This window comes from Pseudarthrobacter sp. PvP004 (assembly GCF_017876035.1).
GTDB lineage: Bacteria > Actinomycetota > Actinomycetes > Actinomycetales > Micrococcaceae > Arthrobacter > Arthrobacter aurescens_A.
This window is the reverse complement of sequence record NZ_JAGINL010000001.1, coordinates 533,785-559,376: the sequence shown is the minus strand read 5'-3', so window position 1 is coordinate 559,376 and position 25,592 is coordinate 533,785. Positions and strand designations below refer to the sequence as shown.

Genomic DNA, 25,592 nt, shown 5'->3' with positions numbered 1-25,592 from the left:
TCTACGTCGCCTCTTGTCAGCGGCTCCGGCGCCCGGACCACAAGCCGTAGAGCAAAGGAACCACTGACGCGATCATCAATACATTTCCGAGCACGGTGTCGTCGGTGCGGATCACGGAGCCGGCAATCAGCATCGCTCCGAAGATCACAGCACCCACGGCTCGCCGCGCTATGCGAATGAGCCGCGCAATCTGTCGCTCCAAGCGCCGGTTGTCTACCTGAAGTGACCCTTCCTCGAGTCGGGTGACCAGCCCGTCCAGCCGTTTCGGCAGGCGCAAGGCGACCGCGGCGGCGTCGAACGCCTGGGATGCCACATCATTGATGAGATTACCGCGCTCGTCGCGCAGCAACTGTGCTGCATAAGGTTCCACCGAGTCCCACAGGTTGAATCGGGCGTCCAGTGAGCTGCACACCCCCGACGTCAGCGACATGGCGCGGATGATGAGCAGGAAATTCTCCGGCAACTGAAACGGAAGCGACCTGATCACGCTGCCGAACTCTGCCCCAAAGTCACGGAACTCCCGCGGGTCCACATCGCGAAGTTCGGCAAAGCCCATGCCCCCAAAGCGAGCGAAGAGTTGCGTCATGGCCCGCTCCAACTCAGCGGTGTCAGCCGAAGGCATGAGGACGCCAACATCGCTGATAGCGGCTACGAGACCTTTTCCATCCCTCGAAGCAGCCGCAATCAGTAGCTTCCGCAGTCCCCTTCTGGTCTTCGCAGGGACCTCACCCATCATTCCAAAGTCAATGAACGTCAGTTTCCATGGACGTTCGGATGAGCCGGCATGAGGTGTGACAAAGATATTGCCGGGATGCGGATCGGCATGGAAGAAGCCGTTGGTGAACAACTGGTCAAACATCACCGAAGCGAAGACAGGGGCAACCGACGCCGGGTCAATCCCGGCCATCCGAAGCGACTCCGCATCTGTAATCTTGATGGCTGTGACATCTTCCAGCGTGAGCACCCGGCGCGTGGTCCGTTCCCAGACCACCCCCGGCACCGTCACCCTGGCGTCATCGACAAAGTCAGCAGCAAAGCGCTCCGAATTTGCTGCCTCGTTCAGGTAGTCGATCTCCTCCAGGCTGGTCTGCGCAAACTCCTTGATCAGAGCGGGCACATCTGCGCGGTGCGAAACGATGCGAATACGGCTCAGCCAGCCTCCCACGCGTCGCAGGGCGGCCAGATCGACGTCCACGATGGTATCGATGCCCGGCCTTTGCACCTTGAAAACCACGCTGCTGAGGCCCGTGTCCTCCGCGTTGCCGGGGAGGAGTTTCGCTCGGTGGGCCTGCCCGAGGGATGCTGCTGCGATGGGCGTTTCCTCGACCGACGCGAACACAGCTTCCAAGGGAGCCCCCAACTCCGCCTCGGCGAGAGCGCGTATGGCAGGGAACGGAACCGGCGGCACTTCGTCCTGAAGGCCCTCCAGTTCGGCAGTAATCTCCGGCGGGAGCACATCCAACCGGGACGACATGAACTGGCCCACTTTGATCATCAGGCCACCAAGCTCCACGGCGAGCCCGTGGAAACGCTGCGCGAAGCGTCGCATCCTCGCGGGTCGATTGCGTTCGGTAAGCCTGCGCAAACCCAGCCGAGGCAGAAACAGCTCAAACCACCACGTCTGGGCCAACTGCCACGCCGCAAATCGTAGGATTCGACGGTAACGGGCTCGGGCTTCCCCTGCCAGGGGATCCGTCCGGTCGCGTTGTACCGACGTCACCCCTTTCAGTCCTGGGCGAGGATCGAGTACAGCCGGCGGCGGGCGTCTTCCAACACTGTCACAGCCTCCTGCACCTGCTTAGGCGTTCCCGTGCGCCCCACCTGGGCCGCGGCCTGGGCAAGCTCCACCCCGGCCTTCGGCAGCGCAGCGAAACCGTGGGTGCCGGCTCCGGACTCCCATGGCGCTGCCGTTTCGGCACTTGCAACATCCTCTCGGCCCGCTTCCGTCAGGGAGTAGATTTTGCGGCCATTGGATTCCTCCGTGCTGACAAAACCCTCATCTGCCAGCAGCTGAAGGGTGGGATAGACAGAGCCTGCGCTTGGCTTCCAACTTCCACCGCTCCGCTCCTCAATTTCACGGATGATCTGATAGCCGTGCATGGGGCGCTCAGCGAGGAGGGCCAGAATTGCTGTCCTCAGCTCGCCCCGGCCGGCCCGGGTGCCGGAGCGCTTCTCGAACCGTGACCTAAACTCCTCCACGGCCTGCCACATGCCGTCAAGGTTGTTTCCCATAAATCCGTTTGCGGGGAATGAATTATGCATCAGGCTCACCTCGGTATGTCGCGAACGATACTGAACGATAGTTAACGATATACAGGCTCGAGCCAGGAAACAATGGACGCTGGACTCGCGGGCGGCGGCTAGTCAAAGGCAGCTATTAATGTTTCACTAATACTATGTCCAGAATTCAGGCACAGCAGGATGCGCAGATGGTGCGTTCGGTCCTGCCACTACTTACGCTCACCTTGATCGCCGAGGAGGAATCCTATGGGTATCAACTGGTCGAGCGGCTTGCCGACCTGGGCCTGGATGTCACAACCGGTTTGGTCTATCCAGTCCTCAGCAGGCTTCAGCGCGACGGCTTGGTCAGCACCAGGATGGTCGCATCAACCAACGGTCCGCCACGGAAGTACTTTGCCCTGACAGGCAACGGAAAAGCATCACAAGCATCCGCCCGGAAGCAGTGGCAGCTCGTAGCGTCTGCCGTCCAGAAAGCCACAGAAAAGGATTCCCCCACGACATGAAAAACTTGGTATCTGCCGCATCGCCCCGCAGGTCACTCCGCGACCGGATACAAACCGATATGTACCTCACCCGCCTCGACTGGCACCTTGAAGCAGTCTTAACAGGCAAGGAACGCCGGGCAACGGTCAAGGAATTGCGGCAGGCACTAGCCGGTGACCCCCGGGATACACCATCCAGCCTTCGAGATCTGGGGTCGCCCAAAACGCTCGCCCGGCAATACGCCGTCGACGATGACCGCCGGCCGTTGTGGTCCATCGGCATCATCACCGCCGGGTTGGCCCTGCTTGTCTATTCCGCCCTGTTCCTGGCTTTCACCTTCGGCATGGTTGCCGCCGTCGATGCGAATACGCCCATGGAAGCCCATGCCACATTCTTTTTCGTCGACGTCACCGCTTTCTCCTCACCCGATTCTGTAGGCATGGGATGGACAAGCAGCTGGGCTTGGCTCATCGTCCCCGCCATCATCGGCGTCGTCGCGCTTCTCCTCGGTGCACGATCCTGGCGGATTTTCAATCGTCGATGATTCTGATCAGTTCAAAGAACCGGAATCAGACCCGTTAGTTGATGATTTCGCCGCGTTCGTCCGCAACGATTGCCGCTAGGCGCTCCCGCCACTCTTGAAGCGCCTCAGGAGTCAAACGAGTCCAGTCGGTCACTTCACCAATGACCTTCAGCGGGGCGCTGCTGCGAAATGACCGGGTAGGGTTGCCCGGGAATTTCTTGTCGGTCACGTTAGGGTCGTCCTCGAATGAGCCGGTGGGCTCAACCGCGTAGACACGCGGTTCCCCGTCACCGGCCGCAAGCTCGGCAGCCAGTCCCGCACCGTCCCGAAGAGCGGTGAAGTAGATATGGTTCATCACGACCTCGGGACGGTAGTTCGACCTGAAGCCTGGCCTCAGCAGTTCGCCGTCCCGAAGATCAGCTTTAGTGCCGTGAAAGAACGGGCCCTCGTCCACTGGTTGACTCACGGCTACAGCCTACTTCCAGGACAGCGGGTATTGGCGGGGGCATCCTTTCAGATCCGGGTGATTTTCCAGGCCCTGACGTAGAGCCACATCGCCACTGTTGCAGCCGTTACCAGGAAAGGCAGCCACAGAAAGAACATACCGGCTCCTGTACTGACGCCGACGATCGCGATCCACCAACTGAGTGCTGCTGTGAAGCTCATGAGGATCAGCACGGACTTGCTCTGCGCTCTCAGAGCACTCCTGCCGTTCGGAGCCGGCATGCCGAGGTGGCGGGCCGGCGTACGTCTGCGCCGTTTGGCCACGACAACAACAACTCCGAGGGATACCAGCGCCGGGACTGTCAAGAAAATAACACCAGCGGGACTGTTGACGATTCCGAGGAGTGCGATGCACCAACTGAGTGCGGCTGTGAATACCGTAAGGATGAGGACGCTTGAGCGCAGCGAATTCCGCCGTGGTGTCAGTGGTTCACTATGACTGCTCACGGCCGCTCCCCCGGGCTAAATCCTCGACTCCCTGAGTCTTCCATGAGAGCACATTCCACAGTTTTTTAGGAGAGTTCAGAACAGGATTCTGCCGGTGCGGGAGTCTTGAGGGTTTCCTGAGGAACTGTTGACCGAACACAGGATTGGTTCTTGATCCGGGCCCGGCACAGTAGTTCTTGTCAGCCAGAGAGGCTGAAAATGAACGGCCGGCCGGACCCGCGGTGGCCTCCCGAAAGGACCATACTCAGATGGCCATCAGCCTCAAGACCACCTCCGGCAAGATCCTCGCTTCCGTCGCACTGGTCGGCACCGCAGCCGCCGTCGCCGGCATGGGCACCTACGGCGCGTTCACCTCCTCCACCTCCGCCTCCCAGGCCGTCACCGCAGGCACCGTCACCATCGCCCTGGGCGCACCCGGCCCCGCGAACACCCTCAACGTCCCCGTCACGGGCCTGCTGCCCGGCGACAAAGTCGAAAAGCTCGTCACCCTGGCCAACACCGGCAACTCGGACCTGAACAACGTCACCCTCACCACCTCCGCCGGCGCCACCGCCTCCCTGCTCACCACCGATGTGACCAACGGCCTGCAGCTGACCATCGAAAACTGCTCCGTAGCCTGGACCGGCGCCGCTGCACCCTACAACTGCACCGGAACCAAAACCACCGTCCTGGCCTCCGGCCCGGTCATCGCAGCGAACAAGGTCCTGAACAACCTCACCTCCCTGACCTCGGCCAAAACCGACAACCTCAAAGTCACCACCGCGTTCCCCACCACCGCGAACAACGACTTCCAAGGCGCCGCATCCACCATCGCCTTCGCCTTCACCGGCACCCAACGCACCGAAACCACCAAGTAAGCACTGCCGCAGAAACAGAAGGAGCCCTGGAGCTCCTCCAAGGCCCCGGGGGCCGGCCTGTTTGCCCTTCAGGCCGGTCCTCGGTCCATTTCCTGAGCAAGTCTTGAGACCCTACCGCAGCTTCCCTTGAGCCGAACCGCACAAACTAAAAGCACAACGAAATTGAAAGGAACGCCAGGCATGAGCGCACTGAGCACCATCTCAACTCCCGCAGTCCATGGCCGGCGTTCCGCCGGGAAGGTTACTGCCGCCGTCGTGATCCCTACGGAAGCTGCGGCCGCAACAACAGCCAACGGCAAACCGGGTGCATTCCGGCGGGTCGCCGGCAAGGTAGCCAGGGGAATTGGTGCGGGCATGCTGATCCTGGGCGCAATGGTGTTCCTGTTCCTGGCGATCGGACCACGGATCCTGGGCTACCAAACCTCAACCATGCTCACCGGCTCCATGGCGCCGCTGATCAACCCCGGCGACGTCGTCGTGACCGTCCCCGCCCCCGTCACGGACATCAAGGTGGGCGACGTCATCACCTACCACATCCCCGTCGAAGACCAGCGGGTGGAAACCCACCGCGTCACCGAGATCACCACCACCGCCGACGGCGGAGTAGCAGTCCAAACCAAAGGCGACGCCAACAACGGCATCGACCCCTGGATCGCCACCCTCCAAGGCAAAACCGTGGACAAACAAATCGCCACCATCCCCTACGTCGGCAACGCCATCCGCACCCTCCGCGAACCCATCGTCATGAACACCCTCATGTACGGCGCACCCGCCATCCTGGTCATCGGAATGCTCGCCTCCATCTGGACCAAAGACCCCAGCAAGTCAGCGCCGGAAAGCACGTTAGGGGCCAGGGATGAAGCCACCGCGTAAGCTCGCCCCCAGCGAATGGGACTTGAGCAGAATCCAGTCCCTCGCCGACGAGCTAGGAAACCCGCAACCTGCACTGCGGTTCTTGGCGAAGTACCTTTCGATGCTCCCGCAACGGGTGGAACGGATCGTGCACGCACTGGACGATCGAGACGCGGCAGAGACCACAACGGCGCTTCTCAGCCTGAAGATCAGCTCCGCCATGGTCGGCGCCCTGGAAACAGAGCACCAATGCCGTGCCATCGAATCAATGATCCGGGAAGACCACTTCGACGACGCCACCCAAGCGCTCCCTGCCCTGCAACAGACAACCGACCGGTGTTTGGCATCACGGTCCAACCTCATCCGCGCAGCGCATGTTTCGCTCAGCCGACATGGTGGATACTTCCGCGGATTCTAGGGCCTAAAAGTGTGGAGCTAAGGGGATTCGAACCCCTGACCTCTTCGATGCGAACGAAGCGCTCTACCAACTGAGCTATAGCCCCTGAACCGAGCCTCAACTGCCCGACCAGTGTCCCTAGGCTACAAACTTTCCCTGCGCTTTTCCAACCACGACACGAACGTCTCCTTGCCGTACGGCGGCTCTGAAGTTAGGTTGTGGCCAGCGCGAAGGAAATCACCCATCGGCCCGGGCAAGGGCAGCTCAACGATCATGCCCCGCTCGCCCGTTACCATCTTCCAGGACTCCGCCATCTGCCGCATGGTGAGGGCTTCCGGACCCGCTATTGTCACCACGCGATGCTGCTCGGCGTGCCCATCACCCGCGGCTGCCTCAAGTAACGCCGCTGCAACATCTACAGGCGAGATCGACTGAAACCTGGCCCCGTTGAAAGTGGGGACCAGCCGCACCTTTGCACCGGCCGCGAAGATCATCGCCACCAGGCTATGGAACTGCGTCGCCCGGACCACCACGGTTTGCAATGACGACTCGTCGTATTTCCGTTCCTTGCCAGCTTTGGAGGCGTAGTAGGCAGAGGAGCTCAGGTCACAGTTGATGATGGACAGCGCCACAGCCTTACGAACACCAGCGAGATGGGCTGCAGCAAGGAGCCTGGCGCCACCACCAGCGAATTGCTTCCGGGCTTTACCGAGCTGCCCCTCAAGGCAATCAATGACGACGTCGGCACCCGCCACCGCGGCAGCCAAACCGTCTCCCGTGGTGACGTCGCCCGCAAAGTAAGTGACGCCGTCGTTATGCTTCGCGGAGCCGACAGGCGGCACATGACGGCTAAGGACCGAAACCGGGTGCCCTGCAGCTAAGGCAAGCCGGACAACCTCACGGCCTACCTGGCCCGTGCCACCTGCTACGCATAGCGCAGTCATGGGTTGTTAGGCGCGGCGACGCTGGAGGACATCGTCCAAGTTGCTCAGGGCACTGTGGCCCTTTGCGGATGCCACCACAGCAGTTGAAGTCTCCGCCTGGTCAACGTTTTGCTTCAAGACAGGTTTGCCCACCGGCTTTGGTGCCTCGGGCAGATCCAGGGGCTCAGGAGCTGGACGGGGCGCTTTGGCTGCAGCGACGTACGTGGGTTTCGGGACCTCGACGGGTTGCCAACTGGCACCCTTCGAATCCTTGGCAGCTTCAGCGGATTTGTCTCCCGCGGCAACGGCAACGGCCAGCGCTGCTTGCCGTAGTTCCACCGCGGACAAGCGAGCAGCCTCACGGCTGGTGGCTTCGGCGTCGAAAACCGTAGTTTCCTTCGATTCCACGGCAGGTTCCTTCGGCAAGTACCGCGCAGGAGTCGGGATGGGCGAGGCTTGCGCAGCACGACGCGCCCGCCGTTCACGAAGATCCCTCAGGGCAAGCTTCCGCAAAGTCACGACGGCGAGTACCGCACCAATGATGGACACCAGCGGCAACCAGACTGAACCGATCCCAAGAATTCTGAGAACGCCGGAAACCGCTGCAGTGATCAACAACGCAAGGCCTGCCAATGCCAGCGTGACCCGGGCGTAACGGATAGTAAAGGGAGTCGTTGGCGCATTCGCCAAGGAAGGCTCGGCCGCACGGGATTCCTGGGGCGACGCCGGTGCTTTGCTGTGCATGGTCTCCATCGGTTTCTCCTGCTGAGGTGCCAAAGTCAGTACCACCCCTGCCTGCGTTTCGTCTGGTTCGTCATCAAATGCCTCTGCTGGAACAGCGGCCGTTTGGACTTGTTGCCGCCTGTTCCGCAAAACGTAGGGCGCCACCCAGACCATCCACAGCGCGACAGTGACCACTAGTATCACCGAGCTGCTGAGAGGGAAGTCCACATTCAAAACCGTAGAAGCAAATCGCCGGGTGCAGCGGCATTGCGGCCGGTGTGTCGTCGGCGAGTCCGCAAATGACTGGAGATACGTGCAAAAAGGCCGATGACCTGCCGGTTTATCCTCGGAGCCACCTGCGCAGGAGTCCCTCTGGAACTTCATCGGCGGTCAGTGCAAAGGAGCGGTGATCAGCCCATTCGCCGTTGATGTGCAAGTAGCGCTCCCGGTAGCCTTCGTCGCGGAATCCAAGCTTCTCCACCACCCTCAAACTCGGTGAGTTCTCCGGACGGATGTTGATTTCCATTCGGTGCAATCCCAGCACCCTGAAGCAATGGTCCGTTGCCATCGCAACCGCAGTTGGAGCAATGCCGTGCCCGGCGCGGTCCTTGTCGACCCAATAACCCAGGGTGGCCATCATGGCCGATCCCCAGACGATGGAGGACACCGTAAGTTGCCCGACGATCCTTGGTTCCCGAAAGCCCTCGGTCCGCTCAACAATGAGAAAGGGCAGTGCGGATGACTGACGGGCCTGTTCATTCAGGGAACCCACCATTTGGCGGTAGCTGGGGAGGCGCCCACCCGGAGCCGGGTTGGACGCCTCCCACGGCGCAAGCCATTCACTGTTCCGCGAACGGACCTCGGACCACTCCCGCTTGTCGCGGTAACGGATAGGCCGAAGCAGCAGGTCTCCGCTTTCCAGCGTCACCGGCCAGATCGCAGAGCCGTACATCGTGGGTTATTTGGGAAGTGCGGCGGTGAAGTTGGGCAGCCACTCACGAAGTTCAGGACCGAGGTCTTCACGTTCGCAGGCAAGCTCGATGCAGGCCTTGAGGTAGCTGAGCTTGTCACCGGTGTCGTAGCGGCGGCCGCGGAAGACAACGCCGTAGACGCCATAGCCTTCGCCTTCCCCGGCGGCAAGCACCTCAAGGGCGTCCGTCAGCTGGATCTCTCCACCGCGACCGGGGGCGGTCTTCTCCAAGACTTCGAACACGGCCGGGTGCAGGACGTAGCGTCCGATCACGGCAAGGTTTGACGGTGCTTCTTCGGGGGAAGGCTTCTCAACGAGCTGCTTGATGCGGACGTAGCCGTCCTCGCCGTTGTCCTCAACATCGGCGCAACCATAAGCGCTGATCTTGGAGGGCTCCACCTCGATGAGGGCAACCACGGAACCGCCGGTCTTCTGTTGAACGGCGATCATTTCGCTCAGCAGGTCTTCGCGGGCGTCGATCAGGTCATCGCCAAGCAGGACGGCAAAGGGCTCGTAACCTACGTGCTGCTTCGCACGAAGGACAGCGTGGCCAAGACCATTCGGGTCGCCTTGCCGGACGTAGTGAATGTCACCGAGGTTGGTGGCGGACTGAATGGCTTCAAGCTTGGCGGTATCGCCCTTTTCCGCCAAGGTGGCCTCAAGAGCCGGGACACGGTCAAAGTGGTCTTCCAGTGCTCGCTTGCTGCGTCCTGTGATCATCAGGACGTCATGCAGGCCTACCTTGACCGCTTCTTCGACGACATACTGGATGGCAGGCTTGTCCACTACGGGCAGCATTTCCTTCGGCATCGCCTTCGTGGCGGGAAGGAACCGGGTGCCAAGGCCCGCTGCGGGAATGACGGCCTTACGGACAGCGTTGTTTTCTAGAGTCACCGGACTAATGTAACGGACGGAACACATCAACCGCTAAACCCCTCGCCGCGCTGATAGCACTTTTGATTTCCGGAATGGACAGCCTCCGCTGATTAGCTGTTATGCAAAGACCTTACGAATGGACACAGATGCCCTCCAAGGAAGACATCCGGAGCAGCCGGCGGCTGCACAGGCGAACCCTCACTCCGGAGCACATAGCAAGTGCAGGTGAGTCCCTTGCGCGGCACGGGATAACCTGGGCAGCAAGGGTCTCCCCGGGCACTGCCGCGACCTTCGCCGTGTATCTGGGTGTAGCTTTCGAGCCACCCACCCTCCCCCTCATCCGATCGCTGCACGAGGCAGGGCACAGGGTTTTGTTGCCCGTTTGCGAGCCCGGCCGGCAATTGAGTTGGGTTTACTGGACACCTTCCACGGCATTTGTCAGGTCCTCTTATGCGCCCATAGACGAGCCCGAGGGTGAACGCCTTGAAAGTTCAGTGATAGCCGGAGCCGCGGGAATCTTCATGCCCGCCACGGCCGTGGACCGGGACGGCAACCGGATTGGCCAAGGCGGCGGTTACTACGACCGCCTTCTTCAAGGCCTCGACGCTTCCGGCGGGCGGCCTCCCACCATTGCGGTACTTTACGACGACGATTTGTTACCTTCGGGATCCATTCCCGCCGAGGCGTTTGATCGCCCCGTGCGGCAGGTGTTGACCCCGTCGGGCATCGTCCAACTCCACGACGCCGCGAAGCCCGGCTGACGCTCCGGCCCGCCATGTGAACCTTGGCACATCCGCTGGTACGTGCCGCCTGGACCGATGATAGAATTGGCACTCAGGCCCTGCGACTGCTAAAGAGGAACTTCTCCGCTGATGCTGCACAGGACCTGAACTTTGTCCTAAAGGAGGAACTCAGTGCCCACATACGCATACGCCTGCAAAGACTGTGACCATGCCTTTGACATCGTCCAGTCCTTTTCTGACAGCTCCTTGACGGAGTGCCCCGAATGCAATGGTGCGCTTCGTAAGAAGTTCAATAGCGTCGGCGTCGTTTTCAAGGGCTCCGGGTTCTACCGGACAGACTCGCGCGACGCCAAGGGCAGTACGGTTTCGGCCGCACCAGCCGCCCCGGCTGCCACCGCAGCAGCACCGGCAACCGCAGCCGCAGCCAGCTAGGCGCTTTTCCACATAGCGCACCGGACCACTGTTTGCGGGTCCGGGAAGCTGGCTAACGTGGCGGCATGCCATCTACGTCACGCAGCGCTCTTCTCTCCCGCGCCGAGCGTTCAGCAGCAGCCGGCAATTGGCCACCACTGAACCGTTCGCCCAACCGCCTGTCCCGGGCCCGTGCCGGGAATACTGCGCGCTTCAGCCGCAATCGTCCCGGAGATCGTGCTGGTCAACGGGGCCAGCGGGCCGGATTTGGCTCCTGGATCACACGAAACCGCCGTTTGGCAGTAGCGCTTCTGCTGTGCGTGGCTGCCGGCATCGCAGTCCAGCAGCTCACTCCCGCATCGGAGCAGCGTGTGAGCGTCGTAGTCGCAGCTCGCGACCTCCCAACGGGTACCAGCCTCACTGAATCCGATCTCACCAGCATTGGGGTGCCACCTGACCTCGCACTTAGCGGAGCTTTGAATAGCATCGGCACTCTTGTCGGCCGCCAGCTAGCCTCCCCTCTCGGCAAGGGGCAGATACCTACGGAGTCGAGCCTGCTGGGTCCGGGCCTCCTGACGGGAGCTCCTGTGGGCACGGCAGCGGTCCCACTCCGGATGGCCGACCCCTCGTCCATCCAGCTCCTCTCTCCCGGCCAGTTGGTCACGGTGGTCCTCACCGCAGCGGGCTCCTACGACGAGTCCAGGCAAAGCCAAGTCCTCGCAGGCCCGGTGCCCGTCCTCTGGACATCGGCACAGGGCGGCAAGCCGGGCGAATGGCTGGGGACAGGTGACACCGATGGCCTGGTAGTGGTGGCGGCCGATCCCCAACAAGCAGAAAAGCTCGCCGGCGCATCAACGCAAGGCAAGCTCTTCTTTGTTTTGGTCAGCCCCTCATGAGCTGCTCAGTCATGGCCAGCTGTTCAGCCCCAGTGTGGCGGTTTCTGTTCCTTCAGCCACTGCTCATGGTCGTAGCCGGAATCGTCACCCCATCGCCGAGGATCATCCTCAGCGGCCTTTGTAGGAAGAATGCCGCTGGAGCCCGTCTTGGCTGCCGTGGTCTTTGGATCCGCAGCCTCTTCGGCTTCAGTATTGCCCGGCTCACCGGATTCCTGCGAAGCACGGTCTTCTGTGCCTGTGTCTTGATCCATCAGTGGTGCTTCTTTCACATCTTCTGCAGAGCTGTTTATCTCGGCAACGTCATTTGCCTCACGGACATCGGCCTGAAATTCGCCGTCTGCACGGTCCACCGAACCGGAAGGAAACGGCAGCTGTGCATCGCCCGCATTCAATTGTTCACCATCGGAGTGCAGGAAACCATGCTGGGCGGAGGCCGACTGGGCGATGTGGTTCTCCAGCCCCAGGTACGAACCAATCCTGTCCGCGCAAGACGAAGGATCCGTGAAGACCTCAATCGTCCAGAGCGACATGTAGCGCCAGCCCATGCGCTCCAGCAGTTGCGGCCGCAACCGGCTCCGTTCACGGACGCTCATCCGCCGGTAGCGTTCAGTACCATCGGATTCGATGGCAACGGGGGTGGGGATTTCAGCACCCTCCCGGCCAATGGTATGGACGGGGTCGGCCGCCGCTGCTATATCCAGCACGCCGTCGTAGAGATGCCAGACTCGGGCTCCGCGGGCACGCAGGCGTTCTCCAAGGTCGGCCACCAACGGATCCTCACCAAGCGCCTGCTCACTGGCTACAGCGCGGGAGGCGGGTGTTCCGAGGTTGCTGTTCCCGGAGAGCTCCCGGTCCAGGAGTTCATAGAAGTCCACTGCACCATGGGCCAAGCGATCAAGGTCGAGATCCTCGGGCCGGAAGCACGTCAGGACGTGCATGGAGCGCCGGGCCCTGGTCATCGCCAGGGCAAAGCGGTTCCGCCCCCCATCGGTGGACAGCGGGCCGAAGGAATGAAGCGCACGGCCGTGCGGAGTGCGTCCATAACCCAGCGAGAAGATCACGTGGTCACGCACCAAGCCCTGGGCGCGCTCAAGGTCCACCACGCGGAAGGACTCGGGTCCGGCTCCGAAGAAGGTGGACAACAGAGGGTGGTTGGGCAGCTGGAGCCTGATGGCCTCGCCAATCCTGGCAGCATGGCGCAAGCTTGCGGTCACTACGGCCAAGGAAGTACGGGGCCGGAGCCTGGCATGTTCGAACACAAGGTCCACTACGCGGTTAACCTCGGCGGTGACCGACTCGACACCCTCGTGATCCGCCCCGGGAAGCCCCGTACCATCCGGTATGTACTCGACGTGGATCGAACGGTCCAGGCCGGTGACCGAGTTGCCGTCGGGCAGTCGCCGCAGACCGCCGTCGTAGTAGTTCTTGCTCAACTGGAGGATCAAATCCTCGTCCACCGCGCGATAAACCCAATTCAGCTGCCAAGTGGGAAGGACCCTGGCCAAGGCTTTGAACGCACTGTCCACGTTCTCGTGGCTGGCCACCCCGGCAACCGGCGGTTCCACGGCGACGCTGAAAGTGCGCGCATTGGCAATTTTCGCATCACCGAAGGCAATCACCTGCTGTGCTCGGGCAATCGCAGGGAGAACAGCTTGCAGAGAAGTGGATTCGGCGTCGATAACCACCACAGCGTCGAATTTCTGCTCGGCCGGAAGAACGCCGGTGAGCAGGTACGGGCTGACGGACCAAACAGGGACCAACAAGGGCACGAGATCCGGCGCTTGGGCGCTCAGGGCCGGCAAGGTCACACGTCCGTCCTTCAACAGGGCACGGAGCAACTCCGCCTGCCTTGGGTGCTCAAGAAGCCCTTGACGCCATTTTTCGGCCAGCTGCCAACGAAGGCGGGCGGCGCCGCTGGCAATGTGTGCCTGATCGGCAAGGCGGTATTCCGCTTCGAGGCGGCGCAACGAATCACCGTCAGACATGGCGAGGTAGTCATCACCGCTGATCATGGCTTCCAAGGCCGACTGCCACCAGGCCAGGTCCAGTTCAGCGGCTACGGACGACGCCGGGACTTCCCTGGCAGCAAGGTCGGCCAGCAACTCGCCGAGTCCGTGCTCGCGCATTTCCTCAACCAAGAGCGTCCGCTCGGGAAGGGTTTCCAGTGTGGCAGTATCTGCGACGAGCCGCTCGAGCCGTTCCATGAGTTGCAGATACGGTGTCTCGTGCAACGAACCGGCATCGGAGGTGTGCTTGAGCGCATCGCCAAGGCGGCGGAGCTCGCCATCAAGCTCCCGGTAGAGCGCACCGAGGTCGGCAAGGCCGGAGGGCACCGCCGGGTGTCGCTGGGTTGTTGCGTAGCCTGCCCACAGAGCCCGCTGCTCCTGGACCAGGACCAAGGAACTGTGGAGGTCCGCGATGTGGACACCGGGCCGGACGTACTCCTTGGCCACACGCCGCAGTCGGGAGCGCTGCATGGAAGGCATCTCAAGGTTCCGCTCACGGCGCCAGGCAGAGCTGGCCGTGGCGGAGATGAGGTCATGCACCGGCCGGTCGAAGATGTCCGGAGTGAACTTGTCCAAGCTTCCGCGCACGGCGATCAGCAGTTCAAGCTGGGAACCCCACTCGGTGAAGGTTTCGCCCAATCGAATCTCGGCGTGGTCGGAAACCTGCTTCATTCGATCCCGCAGGACCGGGAGTTTCTCCTCGGCCGAGCGGGCCAGCTGCTGCGCTTCCTCGGTCTCCTTGCGGGTGACCAGGCGGGCGCCATACCAAGGGCTGGAGGTGGAGGCCCGGCTGAAGCTGCCAAGCTCGGCAGCGCGGCGCAGGCGGCCCGCGAGCTCTTCACGGTCCTTGATGTTGTCCAGGACGCTTCGCTTCAAGCGCACCGTCGTGGAGGGCGCCGGGTGGATGGATGTCAGCTCAGCGAGCGATTGCATTGCCTGGTAGGGCGAGCAGCCCCAGCGTTCACGGACATTGTGCAGCGAGGCCACATGGTCCATCAGGGCATGACGGTGTCCGGTCAATGTCTGGTGAAGGTTGCCAAGCTGCGGTTCAAGCGCCTTCTCATTGCGCATGATGGCCCTGACCAGCTGACCCTTGAGTTGCTGGGGAGTGGTGCCGTTACCAGGCTTGAAGAGCATCGACTCGAGGCCAAGCGATTCGAGGTGGGCGGAAAGACCCGCGAGACTGGATTGCCTGTCCCCCACCACCAGCACGGACTTGCCTTCACTGACCAACGCGCCGATGGCATTGATGGCGGTCTGCGTCTGCCCGCTCCCGGGCGGAGTGCTGACAACCAGTGAGTCCCCGGCGCGAACGGCGTCCACCACGTACTGCTGGTCCGTATCGGCATCGAGCAAAAGAAGTTCATCCGCCGGATCGCGAAGGTCCAGGCTGGGGAACCTGCCCGCCTTGATGGGCTCCGGCTCAATGTCGCCGCCGTTGGCAGCAGTGGAGAGGGCCGCGACCGTGGGGTTGTTCATATTGATCCACGGATCATCAAGGTTGCCTGAAAGGTCAGCCAGCGTAGTGACCAGCAGGTTGAACTCCACCTCTGCACCATGAATCGGCTGAATCAGCGTGGACAAACGGTCCAGAACCGGCTGGGGATCAAGCCGGGCGGTGTTGTACGCCATGCGAGCCACAGCGTTGACGTCAAAGACGATGCCATGAACTGTCTTCAGATGGCGCACCAGAGCGGGGTTCATGCGTGCCTGCTCTGTCAGCTGCAGTTCAAAGTCGTCTTCGCCCGGCCTGACCGTGAGGACGATGGACGTGAGCATCACAGGAGCGGAGACGCGCTGCGGCTTGCCTCCCACGGCCGAGGTCCACACCACAGTTCCGGCGGACAGGTACCCGGCCTCGATGCCGCGGTCGTTGCTGAGCTCAAAGATTTTGGAACGGATGTTGCGGGCAGCCCTGGCGGCCACCAAGTACTGTTGGCGGTCCCTGATGAGCGTGGACAGGCGTGTTCGGCGCCCTGCCAGCAACTGTGCCAGCCCGGAAGGGTGAGCGTTGCTGAGATCGATGGCGCCTTCAGGCGTCTTGACGAAGCGCAGCATCGTGTCTGCCCCGGTGACCGGTTTGAGACCAGACAGCCATTTGCGGAGCTCTTCGGAGCCCTCTTCCTGGCCTTGACCTACTGACACGACTTCTGCCTTCTTTTCTGTACTAGCTTTAGACGCCTTGGACCATACCGGCATACTTTCGAGGGTAGCGGGAATCCTCGGTCAGGCTGCTCCGCAACGCTGTTCCAACGCGAAATTCGCCGTCATTTCACAGGTGGCCGCAGTTGCGTCCAAGAAGTATCCCAGGTTCAAACACAGTGGCCGGCCTCCCGAAGGAAGCCGGCCACTCAAAATGCTATTCCCACTCGATGGTTCCCGGGGGCTTGCTGGTGACGTCCAGTACCACGCGGTTAACTCCGTCCACCTCATTGGTGATCCTGTTGGAGATCCGGGCAAGCAGGTCATACGGCAACCGCGACCAGTCTGCTGTCATGGCGTCCTCGGAGGAGACCGGACGCAGCACGATCGGGTGACCATAGGTCCGACCGTCGCCCTGAACACCTACGCTGCGGACATCAGCCAGAAGGACTACCGGCATCTGCCATACGTCATTGTCCAGACCGGCAGCTGTCAGCTCGGCGCGGGCGATGGCATCGGCCTTGCGCAGCAGGTCCAGGCGCTCCTTGGTCACTTCACCCACAATGCGGATTCCCAAACCGGGGCCGGGGAATGGCTGGCGGCCAACGATTTCCTGCGGGAGGCCGAGTTGGGCACCAACAGCACGAACTTCGTCCTTGAACAGAGCCCGCAGCGGCTCAACGAGCTCGAACTGCAGGTCTTCCGGGAGCCCGCCCACATTGTGGTGGCTCTTGATGTTTGCAGCGCCCTCGCCGCCGCCGGACTCGACGACGTCCGGGTACAGCGTGCCTTGGACAAGGAACTTGATCTTTTCACCCTCGGCAGCGGCCTGGGCGATGATGGCCCGTTCCGCTTCTTCGAAGGCGCGAATGAATTCCCGGCCAATGATCTTGCGCTTGGTCTCGGGATCGCTGACACCGGCCAATGCGGACTGGAAACGTTCCTGCTCGTTGGCAACGTACAGGTTGACACCCGTGGCTGCCACAAAGTCGCGCTCAACCTGCTCGGCTTCGCCTTCACGCAGGAGGCCGTGGTCCACGAAGACACAGGTCAACTGGTCGCCGACGGCGCGCTGGACGAGAGCGGCGGCCACTGCGGAGTCGACACCACCGGAGAGACCGCAGATGACCTTGGAGTCGCCGATCTGCTGGCGGATACGGTCCACCTGCTCTTCGAGGATGTTGCCGGTGGTCCAGTTGGGGCTCAGGCCCGCACCCTTGAACAGGAAGTTCTCCAGGACGTGTTGGCCGTGTACGGAGTGCTTGACCTCGGGGTGCCACTGCACACCGTAGAGGCGCTTCTCGTCATTGGCGAAAGCAGCCACCGGCGCACCAGCTGTGGAGGCAAGCACCTCGAAGCCCTCAGGGGCTTCGTGAACGGAGTCGCCATGGCTCATCCAGGTGTTCTGGGAAGAGGGAACGCCATCCAGAATGGAGCGGGCGTCGCCTACAACCAGTGCTTCGGTTGCGCCGTACTCCCGGAGACCCGTCTGGGCCACCTTGCCACCCAAGGCATTTGCCATGGCCTGGAAGCCGTAGCAGATGCCGAAAACGGGCACCCCGGCTTCGAAAAGATCTGCGCCGACGCTCGGAGCGCCCTCGGCGTAGACGCTGGAGGGCCCTCCGGAGAGAATGATGGCTGCCGGGTTCTTGGCCAGAAGCTGCTCGGTGGTGAAGGTATGCGGAACGATTTCCGAATACACATTCGCTTCGCGGACGCGGCGGGCAATCAGCTGCGCGTACTGGGCACCGTAGTCAACAACCAGCACCGGCTTCTGGGAAGTTTGGGGTGCGGTGGGAGTAGTCACCAGACAAGACTACTTTGCCGAGCCGCCCCGGTGCACGTTGGCAGAGGCGTCAGAGGGGCAAAACGGCCCCGCCGTTAGGCATCTCACAGCGGGACGCCGTGACGGCTAGTAACGCTTGGACGCCTGCGGATTGGCTGCGAGTTCCGCTTCCACCTGCGCGTGGAATTTCTTCTCCACGATGAAGGACAGCAACGGGATGACTCCGCCCAGGGCCAAAAGGATCATTTTGGAGAACGGCCAGCGCATGAGCGACCACAAGCGGAAGTTGGAGACCAGGTAAACCACGTACATCCAACCGTGCACAATCAGAATCGAGGTAGAGATGTTGAAGCCGCCAATGACGCCCTTGGGTTCGGACTCAGCAAAGCCGAAGCCAAACGGCTGGCCCGTAACTGCGTTCGTGCCGCCGGCGAAGAGCGAGACGCCAAAGCCGTAGCGGGCGATCAATTCAGCGCACAGCAGGAGAAGCATGGCACCCGTGAGGTACGCCATGACTTTGTAGAACTTCAACGCCGAACGAATTTGCGCTTCCGTCCCGCCGAAGCGCCGCTTCTTGGGCTTGGGTCCGGACTGTTCGGGCTGGATAGCCGGTTTTGGCTCAATCATTGCTGCACCTTTTGTTCTGGCTCTGGGTTTGTAGGTTCTGTGGTTGCCTCGGGGTGGTCTGCCCGGTCCAAGTCGTCATCGTCTAAGTCGTCGTCAAACTCGTCCTCTTCCAAGTCGCGCCGGTAGTCGTCCTTCACCAGGCGCCACCAGATGAAGATCGAGAACCCGGCAAAGACAACCCATTCCACCGCATAGAAGAGGTTCAGCCAGTTGACCTGCTCTGCAGGGGGCTGGGGCGGGATGTTGAGTGCCTTGACGTCATCACCGAGAGGAATTTGCACGCCTCCGGAGACTTCCGAAGTCGCTGCGATAAAACCTTGGTAACTGGAAACTTCCCACTTATTAATGAGTTCCGCCGTTGAGACTGCGGACGCGCGGTCCGGGCCGGCGTCGACGTTTGGAAGCGGCGCTTCGGACGGGATGAGGCGACCCGTCACCGTGATGGTTCCCGACGGCGGCGGGCCGGCTTGGGCGGCGTCAGCCACCCAGCCGCGGGCGACCGGGATCCACGTCTGCGGCGAGGCACCGGCACCCTTGAGGGTGGGAGCGTTGTTGACGGCAAAGGCGGAGACGATCCAGAAGCCCTTTTGGTTGTTGTAGAGGCGGCCTTCGACGAGGACCTGCTTGCCGGGATCGTAGGTTCCTGTGGCGGTGACCATCTGGTCCGAGACCGAACCGGGGAAGAACTGGCCTGGCCGGAGGACGTCCACCAGCGGCTTCACTTCTTCGATGCTGGACGGCGCAGGGGGCTCGTGCTGGGCGGACCGGCTGAGCTGCCATTGACTGAGCAGCACAAACACCCCGGACAACAGAAGCGCAAAGACCAGTCCTGCGATCCAGCGGGGTTTCAACGCGGTTTTCAACACCCCTTAACCGTACTTCGTCCGCCTGTAGAACAACGAAACGACGTGTAGGGCCTGCCCTAGAGTGGGGCGGCAGGGTCCCTACGTGGCGACGGAGTCGACACGAAAGGGCCTGCCCTAGAGTGGGGCGGCAGGGTCCCTACGTGGCGACGGAGTCGACACGAAAGGGCCTGCCCTAGAGTGGGGCAGCAGGGTCCCTACGTGGCGACGGAGTCGACACAAAAGGGCCTGCCCTAGAGTGGGGCAGCAGGGTCCCTACGTGGCGACGGAGTCGACACAAAAGGGCCTGCCCCAATCTCTAGTGGTCGAAAAACACCAGGCTGGAGTTGATGAGCTCGGAGATGACCTCGGGATCGTGTGCCCGGCGCAGGGATTCCCGGAACGACTCCTTGGAAAGGGAACGCGCCAGGGTGGCAAGAACCTCGAGGTGGTCGGAGAAGGAACTGGCCGGTGTCGCGATAAGGAGCACCAGGGTGGCCGGTCCGTCGGTGGCGCCGAAGTCCAAGGCGTGGCCAAACTTGGTCACGCCAACCGCAATGGAGATCCTGTCCACGAATTCGCTGCGTGCATGCGGTAGTCCGATGCCTCCCGGAAGGCCGGTGGCAAGCTGGTGCTCCCGTGAATGCACTTGCTCCAGAAAGCCCTGAAGATTGGAAATCCTGCCTGCCGCGTGGAGCCTTTCAGCCAGTTGTGCTGCGGCATCGATCTTGTCCTGGGCAACAAGTTCAAGGATGACCGTATCCGGGGTGGTTAGTTCCGCGTCGTACCGGTCAAGTGGTTCAGCCAAGTTGTGTTCCCTCCATGTGGCCTCCCGGCCTCAATTCCTTGAGCTGGTCAGCGCAGGGGAACGATGTCATCCACTCCCATGCGCGCGGCATCAGCCGATTCGTCATCGGGTTGCTGCTGACTGAGTCGTTCAGCTTCCACACGCGCCAGGTAGTGCTTGATTTCGCTCTCGCGCTGAGTCTCGCTCCAGCCAAGGATTTCTCCCATCAGCTTAGCTACTACGGGCGCGGCAGACACACCCCGGTCCCATGCTTCGATGGAGATCCGGGTGCGGCGGGTCAGAACGTCGTCAACGTGACGTGCGCCCTCGTGGGTGGTTGCGTAGACGACTTCTGCGGCCAAGTAGTCATCCGCTCCGGGAAGGGGCTCCCCCAGTTCCGGCCGGCCGGCAATGATATCCAGGACTTCCGGTGTCATGGATCCGAAGCGGTTGAGCAGGTGCTCCACGCGTGCAACGTGCACGCCAGCCTGTTCGGCCGACCTCCCGCGTCGGTTCCACGCCGCCTTGAATCCCTCGGCTCCCAGGAGCGGAATGGTTTCAGTGCAGCTGGACGGAACACGCTCGTCCATGGCCCGGGTTGCCTCGTCCACGGCGTCTTTGGCCATGACGCGGTAGGTGGTGTACTTCCCGCCGGCCACGACGACGAGTCCCGGCACCGGGTGCGCCACAACATGCTCGCGGGACAGCTTGGCAGTGGAGTCGTTGTCACCGGCCAGCAGCGGGCGTAGGCCTGCATACACGCCTTCCACGTCCTCACGGGTCAGCGGACGCTTGAGGACCTTGTTGACATGCTCAAGCACGTAATCAATGTCCTTGCTGGAAGCTGCCGGGTGTGCCTTATCCAGCGTCCAGTCGGTATCTGTAGTGCCGATGATCCAGTGCCGGCCCCAGGGGATCACAAAGAGCACTGACTTTTCGGTGCGCAGAATCAATCCCACCGTGGACTGGAAGCGGTCCCGCGGCACCACCAGGTGGATTCCTTTGGATGCGCGGACCTTCAGCTGGCCACGGTCCGTCACCATTGCCTGCGTTTCGTCGGTCCATACGCCGGTAGCGTTGACCACTTGCTTGGCCCTGATTTCGAAGACGCTGCCGTCTTCCTGGTTTTCAACCTTTGCCCCGACGACGCGTTCCCCTTCGCGGAGGAAATCCACCACGCGGACACGGTTCGCTGCGTGGGCACCGTAGTGCGCCGCAGTCCTTACGAGGTTGACCACCAGGCGGGCATCATCCACCTGGGCATCGTAGTAACGGATGGACCCAACGAAGGCATCTTCTTTGAGGCTAGGAGCTGCGCGCAGGGTTCCTCGCCGGAACAGGTGCTTATGCATGGGGACGCCCCGGCTGTGGCCGGAGGTCAGACCCAAGGTGTCGTACAGCATGATGCCTGCGCCCACATACGGACGCTCCCAAATACGGCGCGTCAGCGGATACAGGAAGGGGACCGGGCGCACCAGGTGCGGTGCGATCTGTTGGATCAGCAGCCCCCGCTCTTGTAGTGCTTCCTGGACGAGGCCAAAATCAAGCATCTCCAAGTACCGCAGTCCACCGTGGATGAGCTTGGACGATCGGGACGAGGTGCCCGATGCCCAGTCCCGGGCCTCGACGATGCCCACTGTGAGGCCACGCGTCACGGCATCCAGGGCTGCGCCGGCTCCCACTACGCCTCCCCCGACAATCAGGATGTCGAGCTCTTTGCCCGCCTGGGCAGTGGCTTTCAGGACTTCGATCGATGCGGCACGGGATTCCGGGCTCAGTGCTCCCGGAGAATTCACCTGCGGACCGCCTGCGACATTGCTCATCGGACCCCTCCTCAAACGCAACCAGCTGGTAGTCCCTTACCCTACTTGTTGCTTGCCGCCTTGGGCAGAGCACTCCGGGAGAGCGCCTTGGACAGAGCGCTATGTCCGGAGCGCTGTGGCCCGAGCGGGGTCTGGGATCAGAGTGGCCCGAACGGCCTGTTGCCCGCAGGATCGCGCCACGTCAGGGACATCGCTTCAAGGGATCGCCGGAGCTCCGGGTCGGCCCCGATCCTCGCCCGGAAGTGTTCCCGGGCGTGTTGGGAGAAATAAGCCGGCGCGGCGAACAGGCTCACGGTCGCCAGCAGCAAGAGGGCATAAGCCGCAATGAAACCAAGCACGTGGCCGGGCCCTCTTTCAAGCAACGGACTCACAACGGGGAAAAGCCCAATTCCAAAGATCAGCGACAGGAAGGCTGCAAACCAAAGGCCGGAGGAGAACTTACCGGGGGCCCGCGAGCCCAACACAGGACGGATCCGGGGCACCTTGTTCAGCGTGCTTCGAAGTCCCGCGGCGATGCATACCAGTAGAAGGCCCACGCAAGCGAAAGCGATAACAACGCCGATGTTCCCTGCGAGCAGCAGCACCAGGAGGGCGGCCCCCAGCATGCTGCCTGCAGCGCCGAGGCAGGCAACGGCAAGCCCAAGGTACTGACCCCTGTTCCATGCCATGTCCCTCAGGACCGACGGAGCAGAGTTGGGCGCCATCAGGGCAGGACCGGAGGCGATCCAATAGTCCAAAGGGACGTGGTGGGGTGTTTGTTCTGGATACGGGAACTGCTGGCTCATGCGAAGGTCAAGGCCGCCGCGAATTCGTCGAAGGCTTGGTCTGCCGGCACAGGACGGTGAGGAGGGTTTTCCTCGTCGCCTGTGGCAAGGGTCCAGCTGCCGTCCACACCCGCTTTCAGGTGCGCAGTAACAGGCTTACCATCGGCGCGGTGGTGCTTGATCATGGCCGCGGCCGGCAAACCATCCGGGCCATCCACCAAGTAGTGCCGGGCAATCTCGATCCCCAGCGGGAGCATTCCCGAGCGCGAATCGATGGGCTGGACCTCGTGTACGCCATAGCGGCTGAGGTTCAGGAGAACGGAGCCCTGGTCTGAGCCCGCCGTGAACAACACGTGATCCGTGCTAGGGGTCACCAAAGCCATTTCCAACCATTCATCAGCACTGGAGACTACTGCCGCCACGATGGCACCACGGTCAACGGGCACGATGTCATCGCCGTCCACTTCAGCCAGCCCCCGCACCAACAGAGTGGTGATCCCGGCCTGTTCCAGCACGTCTTTGTCCGCCACCCCCGAGAGACGGAACAGCTCGCGTGTTTTCTCCGCGCCCCGGGTGGGGCGCATGGCCAGCAACGCCAAAAGCTCGTGGTCCGTCAGCCGCAGGGTTTCCAGGTTCGCCGTCTCTGTCATGCCGTCCTCATGTTGGTTGTCTGATTCCACGCTATCTTAGGAAGCCCGGTCAACCGCCGAGCCAGCCCCAGACCTTCTTTGCACCATCCGCTACCGCCTTGGCGCCGTCTTCCACGGCCCCGGCAACGGCTTTGGCGCCGTCTACCACCATTTCCGAGGTGGAATCGTAGCCGAGACCCTTGGCCAGGAAGCCCATGCCTGCCCAGGCAAGGCTGGCACCGGCAAAGAACGGGCCAACTACGGGTATAAAGCTTCCGGCCGCCAGTACGGTTGTGATGCCGCCGTCAGCCATGGCATAGCCGTCGCCGCGCATGTAGCCGTCAGCAAACTGTGCCACTCCCCCGATGACGCTTAAGACGCCGGCCGCGCGTCCCACCATGGATAGGCCGTTGAGGAGCTGGGTGCCCTTCAGATAACCGACACCCGGCATCTGTCCGAACTGTGCGCCCAACAGGCTCCACGGCTGACGCACAAGGAGGTTCGCCTTGCTCATCTTGTTCAAGAGCAGGTCACTGACGAATCCCGCCCCGGAGGCTGTGAAGTTCAGCGCTTGGTAGACAGTGTTGCCGTTGGCATCCACAACGGGCGAAAACGGAGTGGACGTTTGACCTGGCCCCGTGCCCGAACCTGAACCTGAACCAGAGGCAGATGAGCCTGTGGATCCGTGGCTTGCCTGCTCCTGCTCATCAGCTTGGGCAAGGAGTGCCTTGGCCTGCGTCCGGAGTGACTCGCTGGCCCCATGGAGCATTGGCCGCATCTTTCCGGACCATTCGGACCGGAAGCGCTCACCGTCGGCGCCCCGCCAGGCAGTGGAGGCGACGACGCCATTGATGTTCAGCTCAAGGTTGGACAGGGTGTTACCCGATGCCCCCATCACTTTGGACAGTGACCTTAGCTGGGCAACGTCTGCCCCATAAATGCCCGGCGCCATTCTCTCCCCAACTTTCTGCCAGCAAAAACTTCTTCGGCGTCAGACTACGGGGCAATGAAGGGCGCCGCGATGGGGAGAACTGCCCCGATGAAGAAAGCCCCCGTTGGCTCCGACGGGAATCGGTAGTCAACAGGGGCTTTCAGCGCCTGGTATCAGTTGCCTGCGTAGGGCGAAACTACGACGTCCACACGCTGGAACTCTTTGAGGTCCGAATAGCCGGTGGTCGCCATGGAACGGCGCAAGGCGCCAATCAGGTTGGACGTTCCGTTGGTGTGGTGGCCGGGCCCGAAGAGGACCTCTTCCAGCGGGCCAACCGTTCCAACGTTGACGCGATCGCCGCGGGGCGATTCAAGGTGGTGTGCTTCAGGACCCCAGTGCCAGCCCCGGCCCGGCGCCTCTTCGGCACGCGCCAGTGCACTGCCAAGCATGACGGCGTCGGCGCCCATGGCGATCGCCTTGACGATGTCGCCGGAGCTGCCCATGCCGCCGTCGGCAATGACGTGGACATAGCGTCCGCCGGACTCATCCATGTAATCGCGGCGTGCTGCAGCCACATCGGAGATAGCCGAAGCCATGGGCGAGTGGATACCCAGGGCGCGGCGCGTAGTGGTGGTTGCACCGCCGCCGAAGCCCACCAGGACGCCGGCAGCGCCCGTGCGCATGAGGTGAAGGGCAGGGGTGTAGCCGGCTGCTCCGCCAACAATCACGGGAACATCGAGTTCGTAGATGAACTGCTTCAGGTTCAGGGGTTCGTGATTCTTGGAGACGTGTTCGGCTGAAACCGTGGTTCCACGGATGACAAAGATGTCGACGCCGGCAGCCACTACGGTCTTGTAGTGCTCTTGCGTGCGCTGCGGGGTCAAGGACCCGGCTACGGTCACTCCGGCGGCGCGGATCTCGGCCAAGCGGGAGCTGATGAGTTCAGGTTGGATGGGTGCCTGGTACAGGTCCTGCATGCGCCGCGTGACGGCGGGGCTGTTGGTTTCATCGGCCAGGTCTGCGATCTCGTCGAGTATCTTCTGGGGATCCTCGTAACGTGTCCAGAGACCTTCGAGGTCAAGGACTCCCAGGCCGCCGAGGCGACCAAAAGCGATGGCTGTATCCGGGGACATCACTGAGTCCATGGGAGCAGCAATTACGGGGGTGTCGAACTTGTAGGCGTCGATCTGCCACGAGACAGAGACGTCCTTCGGGTCACGCGTCCGGCGGTTCGGGACGATCGCGATGTCATCCAGGGAGTAGGCACGACGCCCACGCTTGCCACGGCCAATCTCAATCTCATAAGTCACTGCTCGAGTTTATCCCACCTCAACCAAGGCCCCGGTTTTGCCCCACCGTGCACGGGCACAGCGGACGCGGGCACAGCGGACGCCTACACAGCGCAGATG

The 25,592-nt window shown here is 62.1% G+C and carries 26 protein-coding genes and 1 tRNA gene; 8 read left to right on the top strand and 19 right to left on the bottom strand.

Annotated features, from left to right (window positions below; all coding sequences use genetic code 11):
- Positions 1-16: 16 nt before the first annotated feature.
- Complete coding sequence (locus J3A64_RS02525) at positions 17-1,720, bottom strand: AarF/ABC1/UbiB kinase family protein (RefSeq protein WP_210063574.1); 1,704 nt, start codon at positions 1,718-1,720, stop codon at positions 17-19.
- Positions 1,721-1,725: 5 nt separating this feature from the next.
- Positions 1,726-2,262, bottom strand: coding sequence for a helix-turn-helix transcriptional regulator (locus tag J3A64_RS02520; RefSeq protein ID WP_011775490.1), 537 nt, complete (start codon positions 2,260-2,262; stop codon positions 1,726-1,728).
- A 134-nt stretch (positions 2,263-2,396) separates the two neighbouring features.
- On the opposite strand from J3A64_RS02520, the gene J3A64_RS02515 reads away from it, so the two are divergent.
- The gene (locus J3A64_RS02515) at positions 2,397-2,744 is read left to right on the top strand and encodes a PadR family transcriptional regulator (RefSeq protein ID WP_014922334.1); all 348 of its coding nucleotides are present in this window, start codon (positions 2,397-2,399) and stop codon (positions 2,742-2,744) included.
- Complete coding sequence (locus J3A64_RS02510; protein WP_210063573.1) at positions 2,741-3,268, top strand: hypothetical protein; 528 nt, start codon at positions 2,741-2,743, stop codon at positions 3,266-3,268. Before J3A64_RS02515 ends, J3A64_RS02510 begins: the two co-directional genes overlap by 4 nt.
- Before the next feature lie 34 nt (positions 3,269-3,302).
- Here the strand turns inward: J3A64_RS02510 and arr are convergent, their stop codons facing one another.
- Positions 3,303-3,713, bottom strand: a complete 411-nt coding sequence (gene arr / locus J3A64_RS02505) for an NAD(+)--rifampin ADP-ribosyltransferase (protein WP_210063572.1) — start codon at positions 3,711-3,713, stop codon at positions 3,303-3,305.
- Between the two features lie 47 nt (positions 3,714-3,760).
- Positions 3,761-4,198 (bottom strand): hypothetical protein, encoded by a 438-nt coding sequence (locus tag J3A64_RS02500; protein ID WP_210063571.1) that lies wholly within the window; start codon positions 4,196-4,198, stop codon positions 3,761-3,763.
- 248 nt (positions 4,199-4,446) lie between these two features.
- On the opposite strand from J3A64_RS02500, the gene J3A64_RS02495 reads away from it, so the two are divergent.
- The 3 genes from J3A64_RS02495 (at position 4,447) to J3A64_RS02485 (ending at position 6,325) form a co-directional block, all read left to right on the top strand.
- Positions 4,447-5,055, top strand: a complete 609-nt coding sequence (locus J3A64_RS02495; protein ID WP_286176140.1) for a TasA family protein — start codon at positions 4,447-4,449, stop codon at positions 5,053-5,055.
- Positions 5,056-5,235: 180 nt separating this feature from the next.
- Positions 5,236-5,928, top strand: coding sequence for a signal peptidase I (locus J3A64_RS02490; RefSeq protein WP_210063570.1), 693 nt, complete (start codon positions 5,236-5,238; stop codon positions 5,926-5,928).
- Complete coding sequence (locus J3A64_RS02485; RefSeq protein ID WP_051024995.1) at positions 5,912-6,325, top strand: Hpt domain-containing protein; 414 nt, start codon at positions 5,912-5,914, stop codon at positions 6,323-6,325. Before J3A64_RS02490 ends, J3A64_RS02485 begins: the two co-directional genes overlap by 17 nt.
- 12 nt (positions 6,326-6,337) lie before the next feature.
- On the opposite strand, the gene J3A64_RS02480 is transcribed toward J3A64_RS02485, so the two are convergent.
- From J3A64_RS02480 to galU, 5 genes are all read right to left on the bottom strand, one after another.
- Positions 6,338-6,410 (bottom strand) — tRNA-Ala (locus J3A64_RS02480).
- Between the two features lie 37 nt (positions 6,411-6,447).
- The gene (locus J3A64_RS02475; protein ID WP_014922341.1) at positions 6,448-7,248 is read right to left on the bottom strand and encodes an SDR family oxidoreductase; all 801 of its coding nucleotides are present in this window, start codon (positions 7,246-7,248) and stop codon (positions 6,448-6,450) included.
- A 6-nt stretch (positions 7,249-7,254) separates the two neighbouring features.
- Positions 7,255-8,145 (bottom strand): hypothetical protein, encoded by an 891-nt coding sequence (locus tag J3A64_RS02470; RefSeq protein WP_014922342.1) that lies wholly within the window; start codon positions 8,143-8,145, stop codon positions 7,255-7,257.
- A 145-nt stretch (positions 8,146-8,290) separates the two neighbouring features.
- The gene (locus J3A64_RS02465; protein ID WP_011775500.1) at positions 8,291-8,902 is read right to left on the bottom strand and encodes a GNAT family N-acetyltransferase; all 612 of its coding nucleotides are present in this window, start codon (positions 8,900-8,902) and stop codon (positions 8,291-8,293) included.
- 6 nt (positions 8,903-8,908) lie between these two features.
- Positions 8,909-9,841, bottom strand: a complete 933-nt coding sequence (gene galU, locus J3A64_RS02460) for a UTP--glucose-1-phosphate uridylyltransferase GalU (protein ID WP_011775501.1) — start codon at positions 9,839-9,841, stop codon at positions 8,909-8,911.
- Positions 9,842-9,942: 101 nt separating this feature from the next.
- On the opposite strand from galU, the gene J3A64_RS02455 reads away from it, so the two are divergent.
- The 3 genes from J3A64_RS02455 to cpaB all read left to right on the top strand — a co-directional run bounded on the left by J3A64_RS02455 (position 9,943) and on the right by cpaB (position 11,846).
- Entirely contained in the window at positions 9,943-10,557 is a 615-nt protein-coding gene (locus J3A64_RS02455) for a 5-formyltetrahydrofolate cyclo-ligase (RefSeq protein WP_286176139.1), read from the top strand.
- Between the two features lie 153 nt (positions 10,558-10,710).
- On the top strand, positions 10,711-10,971 hold the full coding sequence (locus J3A64_RS02450; protein ID WP_011775503.1) for an FmdB family zinc ribbon protein: 261 nt from the start codon (positions 10,711-10,713) through the stop codon (positions 10,969-10,971).
- Positions 10,972-11,036: 65 nt separating this feature from the next.
- The gene (gene cpaB, locus J3A64_RS02445; RefSeq protein ID WP_210063568.1) at positions 11,037-11,846 is read left to right on the top strand and encodes a Flp pilus assembly protein CpaB; all 810 of its coding nucleotides are present in this window, start codon (positions 11,037-11,039) and stop codon (positions 11,844-11,846) included.
- A 23-nt stretch (positions 11,847-11,869) separates the two neighbouring features.
- Here cpaB and J3A64_RS02440 read toward each other — a convergent pair whose 3' ends face one another.
- From J3A64_RS02440 to J3A64_RS02395, 10 genes are all read right to left on the bottom strand, one after another.
- Positions 11,870-16,051 carry a DUF4011 domain-containing protein gene (locus tag J3A64_RS02440; RefSeq protein WP_210063567.1) on the bottom strand — a complete coding sequence of 1,394 codons (4,182 nt, stop codon included), beginning with the start codon at positions 16,049-16,051 and terminating at the stop codon, positions 11,870-11,872.
- A gap of 160 nt (positions 16,052-16,211) precedes the next feature.
- Complete coding sequence (gene guaA / locus J3A64_RS02435; protein WP_011775506.1) at positions 16,212-17,801, bottom strand: glutamine-hydrolyzing GMP synthase; 1,590 nt, start codon at positions 17,799-17,801, stop codon at positions 16,212-16,214.
- Between the two features lie 105 nt (positions 17,802-17,906).
- Positions 17,907-18,407: a DUF3817 domain-containing protein gene (locus J3A64_RS02430; RefSeq protein WP_011775507.1), complete on the bottom strand. Its 501-nt coding sequence runs from the start codon at positions 18,405-18,407 to the stop codon at positions 17,907-17,909.
- Positions 18,404-19,273: an SURF1 family protein gene (locus tag J3A64_RS02425; RefSeq protein ID WP_210063566.1), complete on the bottom strand. Its 870-nt coding sequence runs from the start codon at positions 19,271-19,273 to the stop codon at positions 18,404-18,406. The genes J3A64_RS02430 and J3A64_RS02425 overlap by 4 nt, the downstream gene beginning before the upstream one ends.
- A 295-nt stretch (positions 19,274-19,568) precedes the next feature.
- Positions 19,569-20,057: a PTS sugar transporter subunit IIA gene (locus tag J3A64_RS02420; protein WP_011775509.1), complete on the bottom strand. Its 489-nt coding sequence runs from the start codon at positions 20,055-20,057 to the stop codon at positions 19,569-19,571.
- 47 nt (positions 20,058-20,104) lie between these two features.
- The gene (locus J3A64_RS02415; protein WP_011775510.1) at positions 20,105-21,859 is read right to left on the bottom strand and encodes a glycerol-3-phosphate dehydrogenase/oxidase; all 1,755 of its coding nucleotides are present in this window, start codon (positions 21,857-21,859) and stop codon (positions 20,105-20,107) included.
- 137 nt (positions 21,860-21,996) lie between these two features.
- Positions 21,997-22,644: a hypothetical protein gene (locus J3A64_RS02410; protein ID WP_011775511.1), complete on the bottom strand. Its 648-nt coding sequence runs from the start codon at positions 22,642-22,644 to the stop codon at positions 21,997-21,999.
- Entirely contained in the window at positions 22,641-23,273 is a 633-nt protein-coding gene (locus J3A64_RS02405) for a hypothetical protein (protein ID WP_011775512.1), read from the bottom strand. The genes J3A64_RS02410 and J3A64_RS02405 overlap by 4 nt, the downstream gene beginning before the upstream one ends.
- 49 nt (positions 23,274-23,322) lie before the next feature.
- Positions 23,323-24,204: a hypothetical protein gene (locus J3A64_RS02400; protein ID WP_210063565.1), complete on the bottom strand. Its 882-nt coding sequence runs from the start codon at positions 24,202-24,204 to the stop codon at positions 23,323-23,325.
- 152 nt (positions 24,205-24,356) lie between these two features.
- On the bottom strand, positions 24,357-25,493 hold the full coding sequence (locus J3A64_RS02395; RefSeq protein WP_011775514.1) for a GuaB3 family IMP dehydrogenase-related protein: 1,137 nt from the start codon (positions 25,491-25,493) through the stop codon (positions 24,357-24,359).
- Between the last annotated feature and the right edge of the window lie 99 nt (positions 25,494-25,592).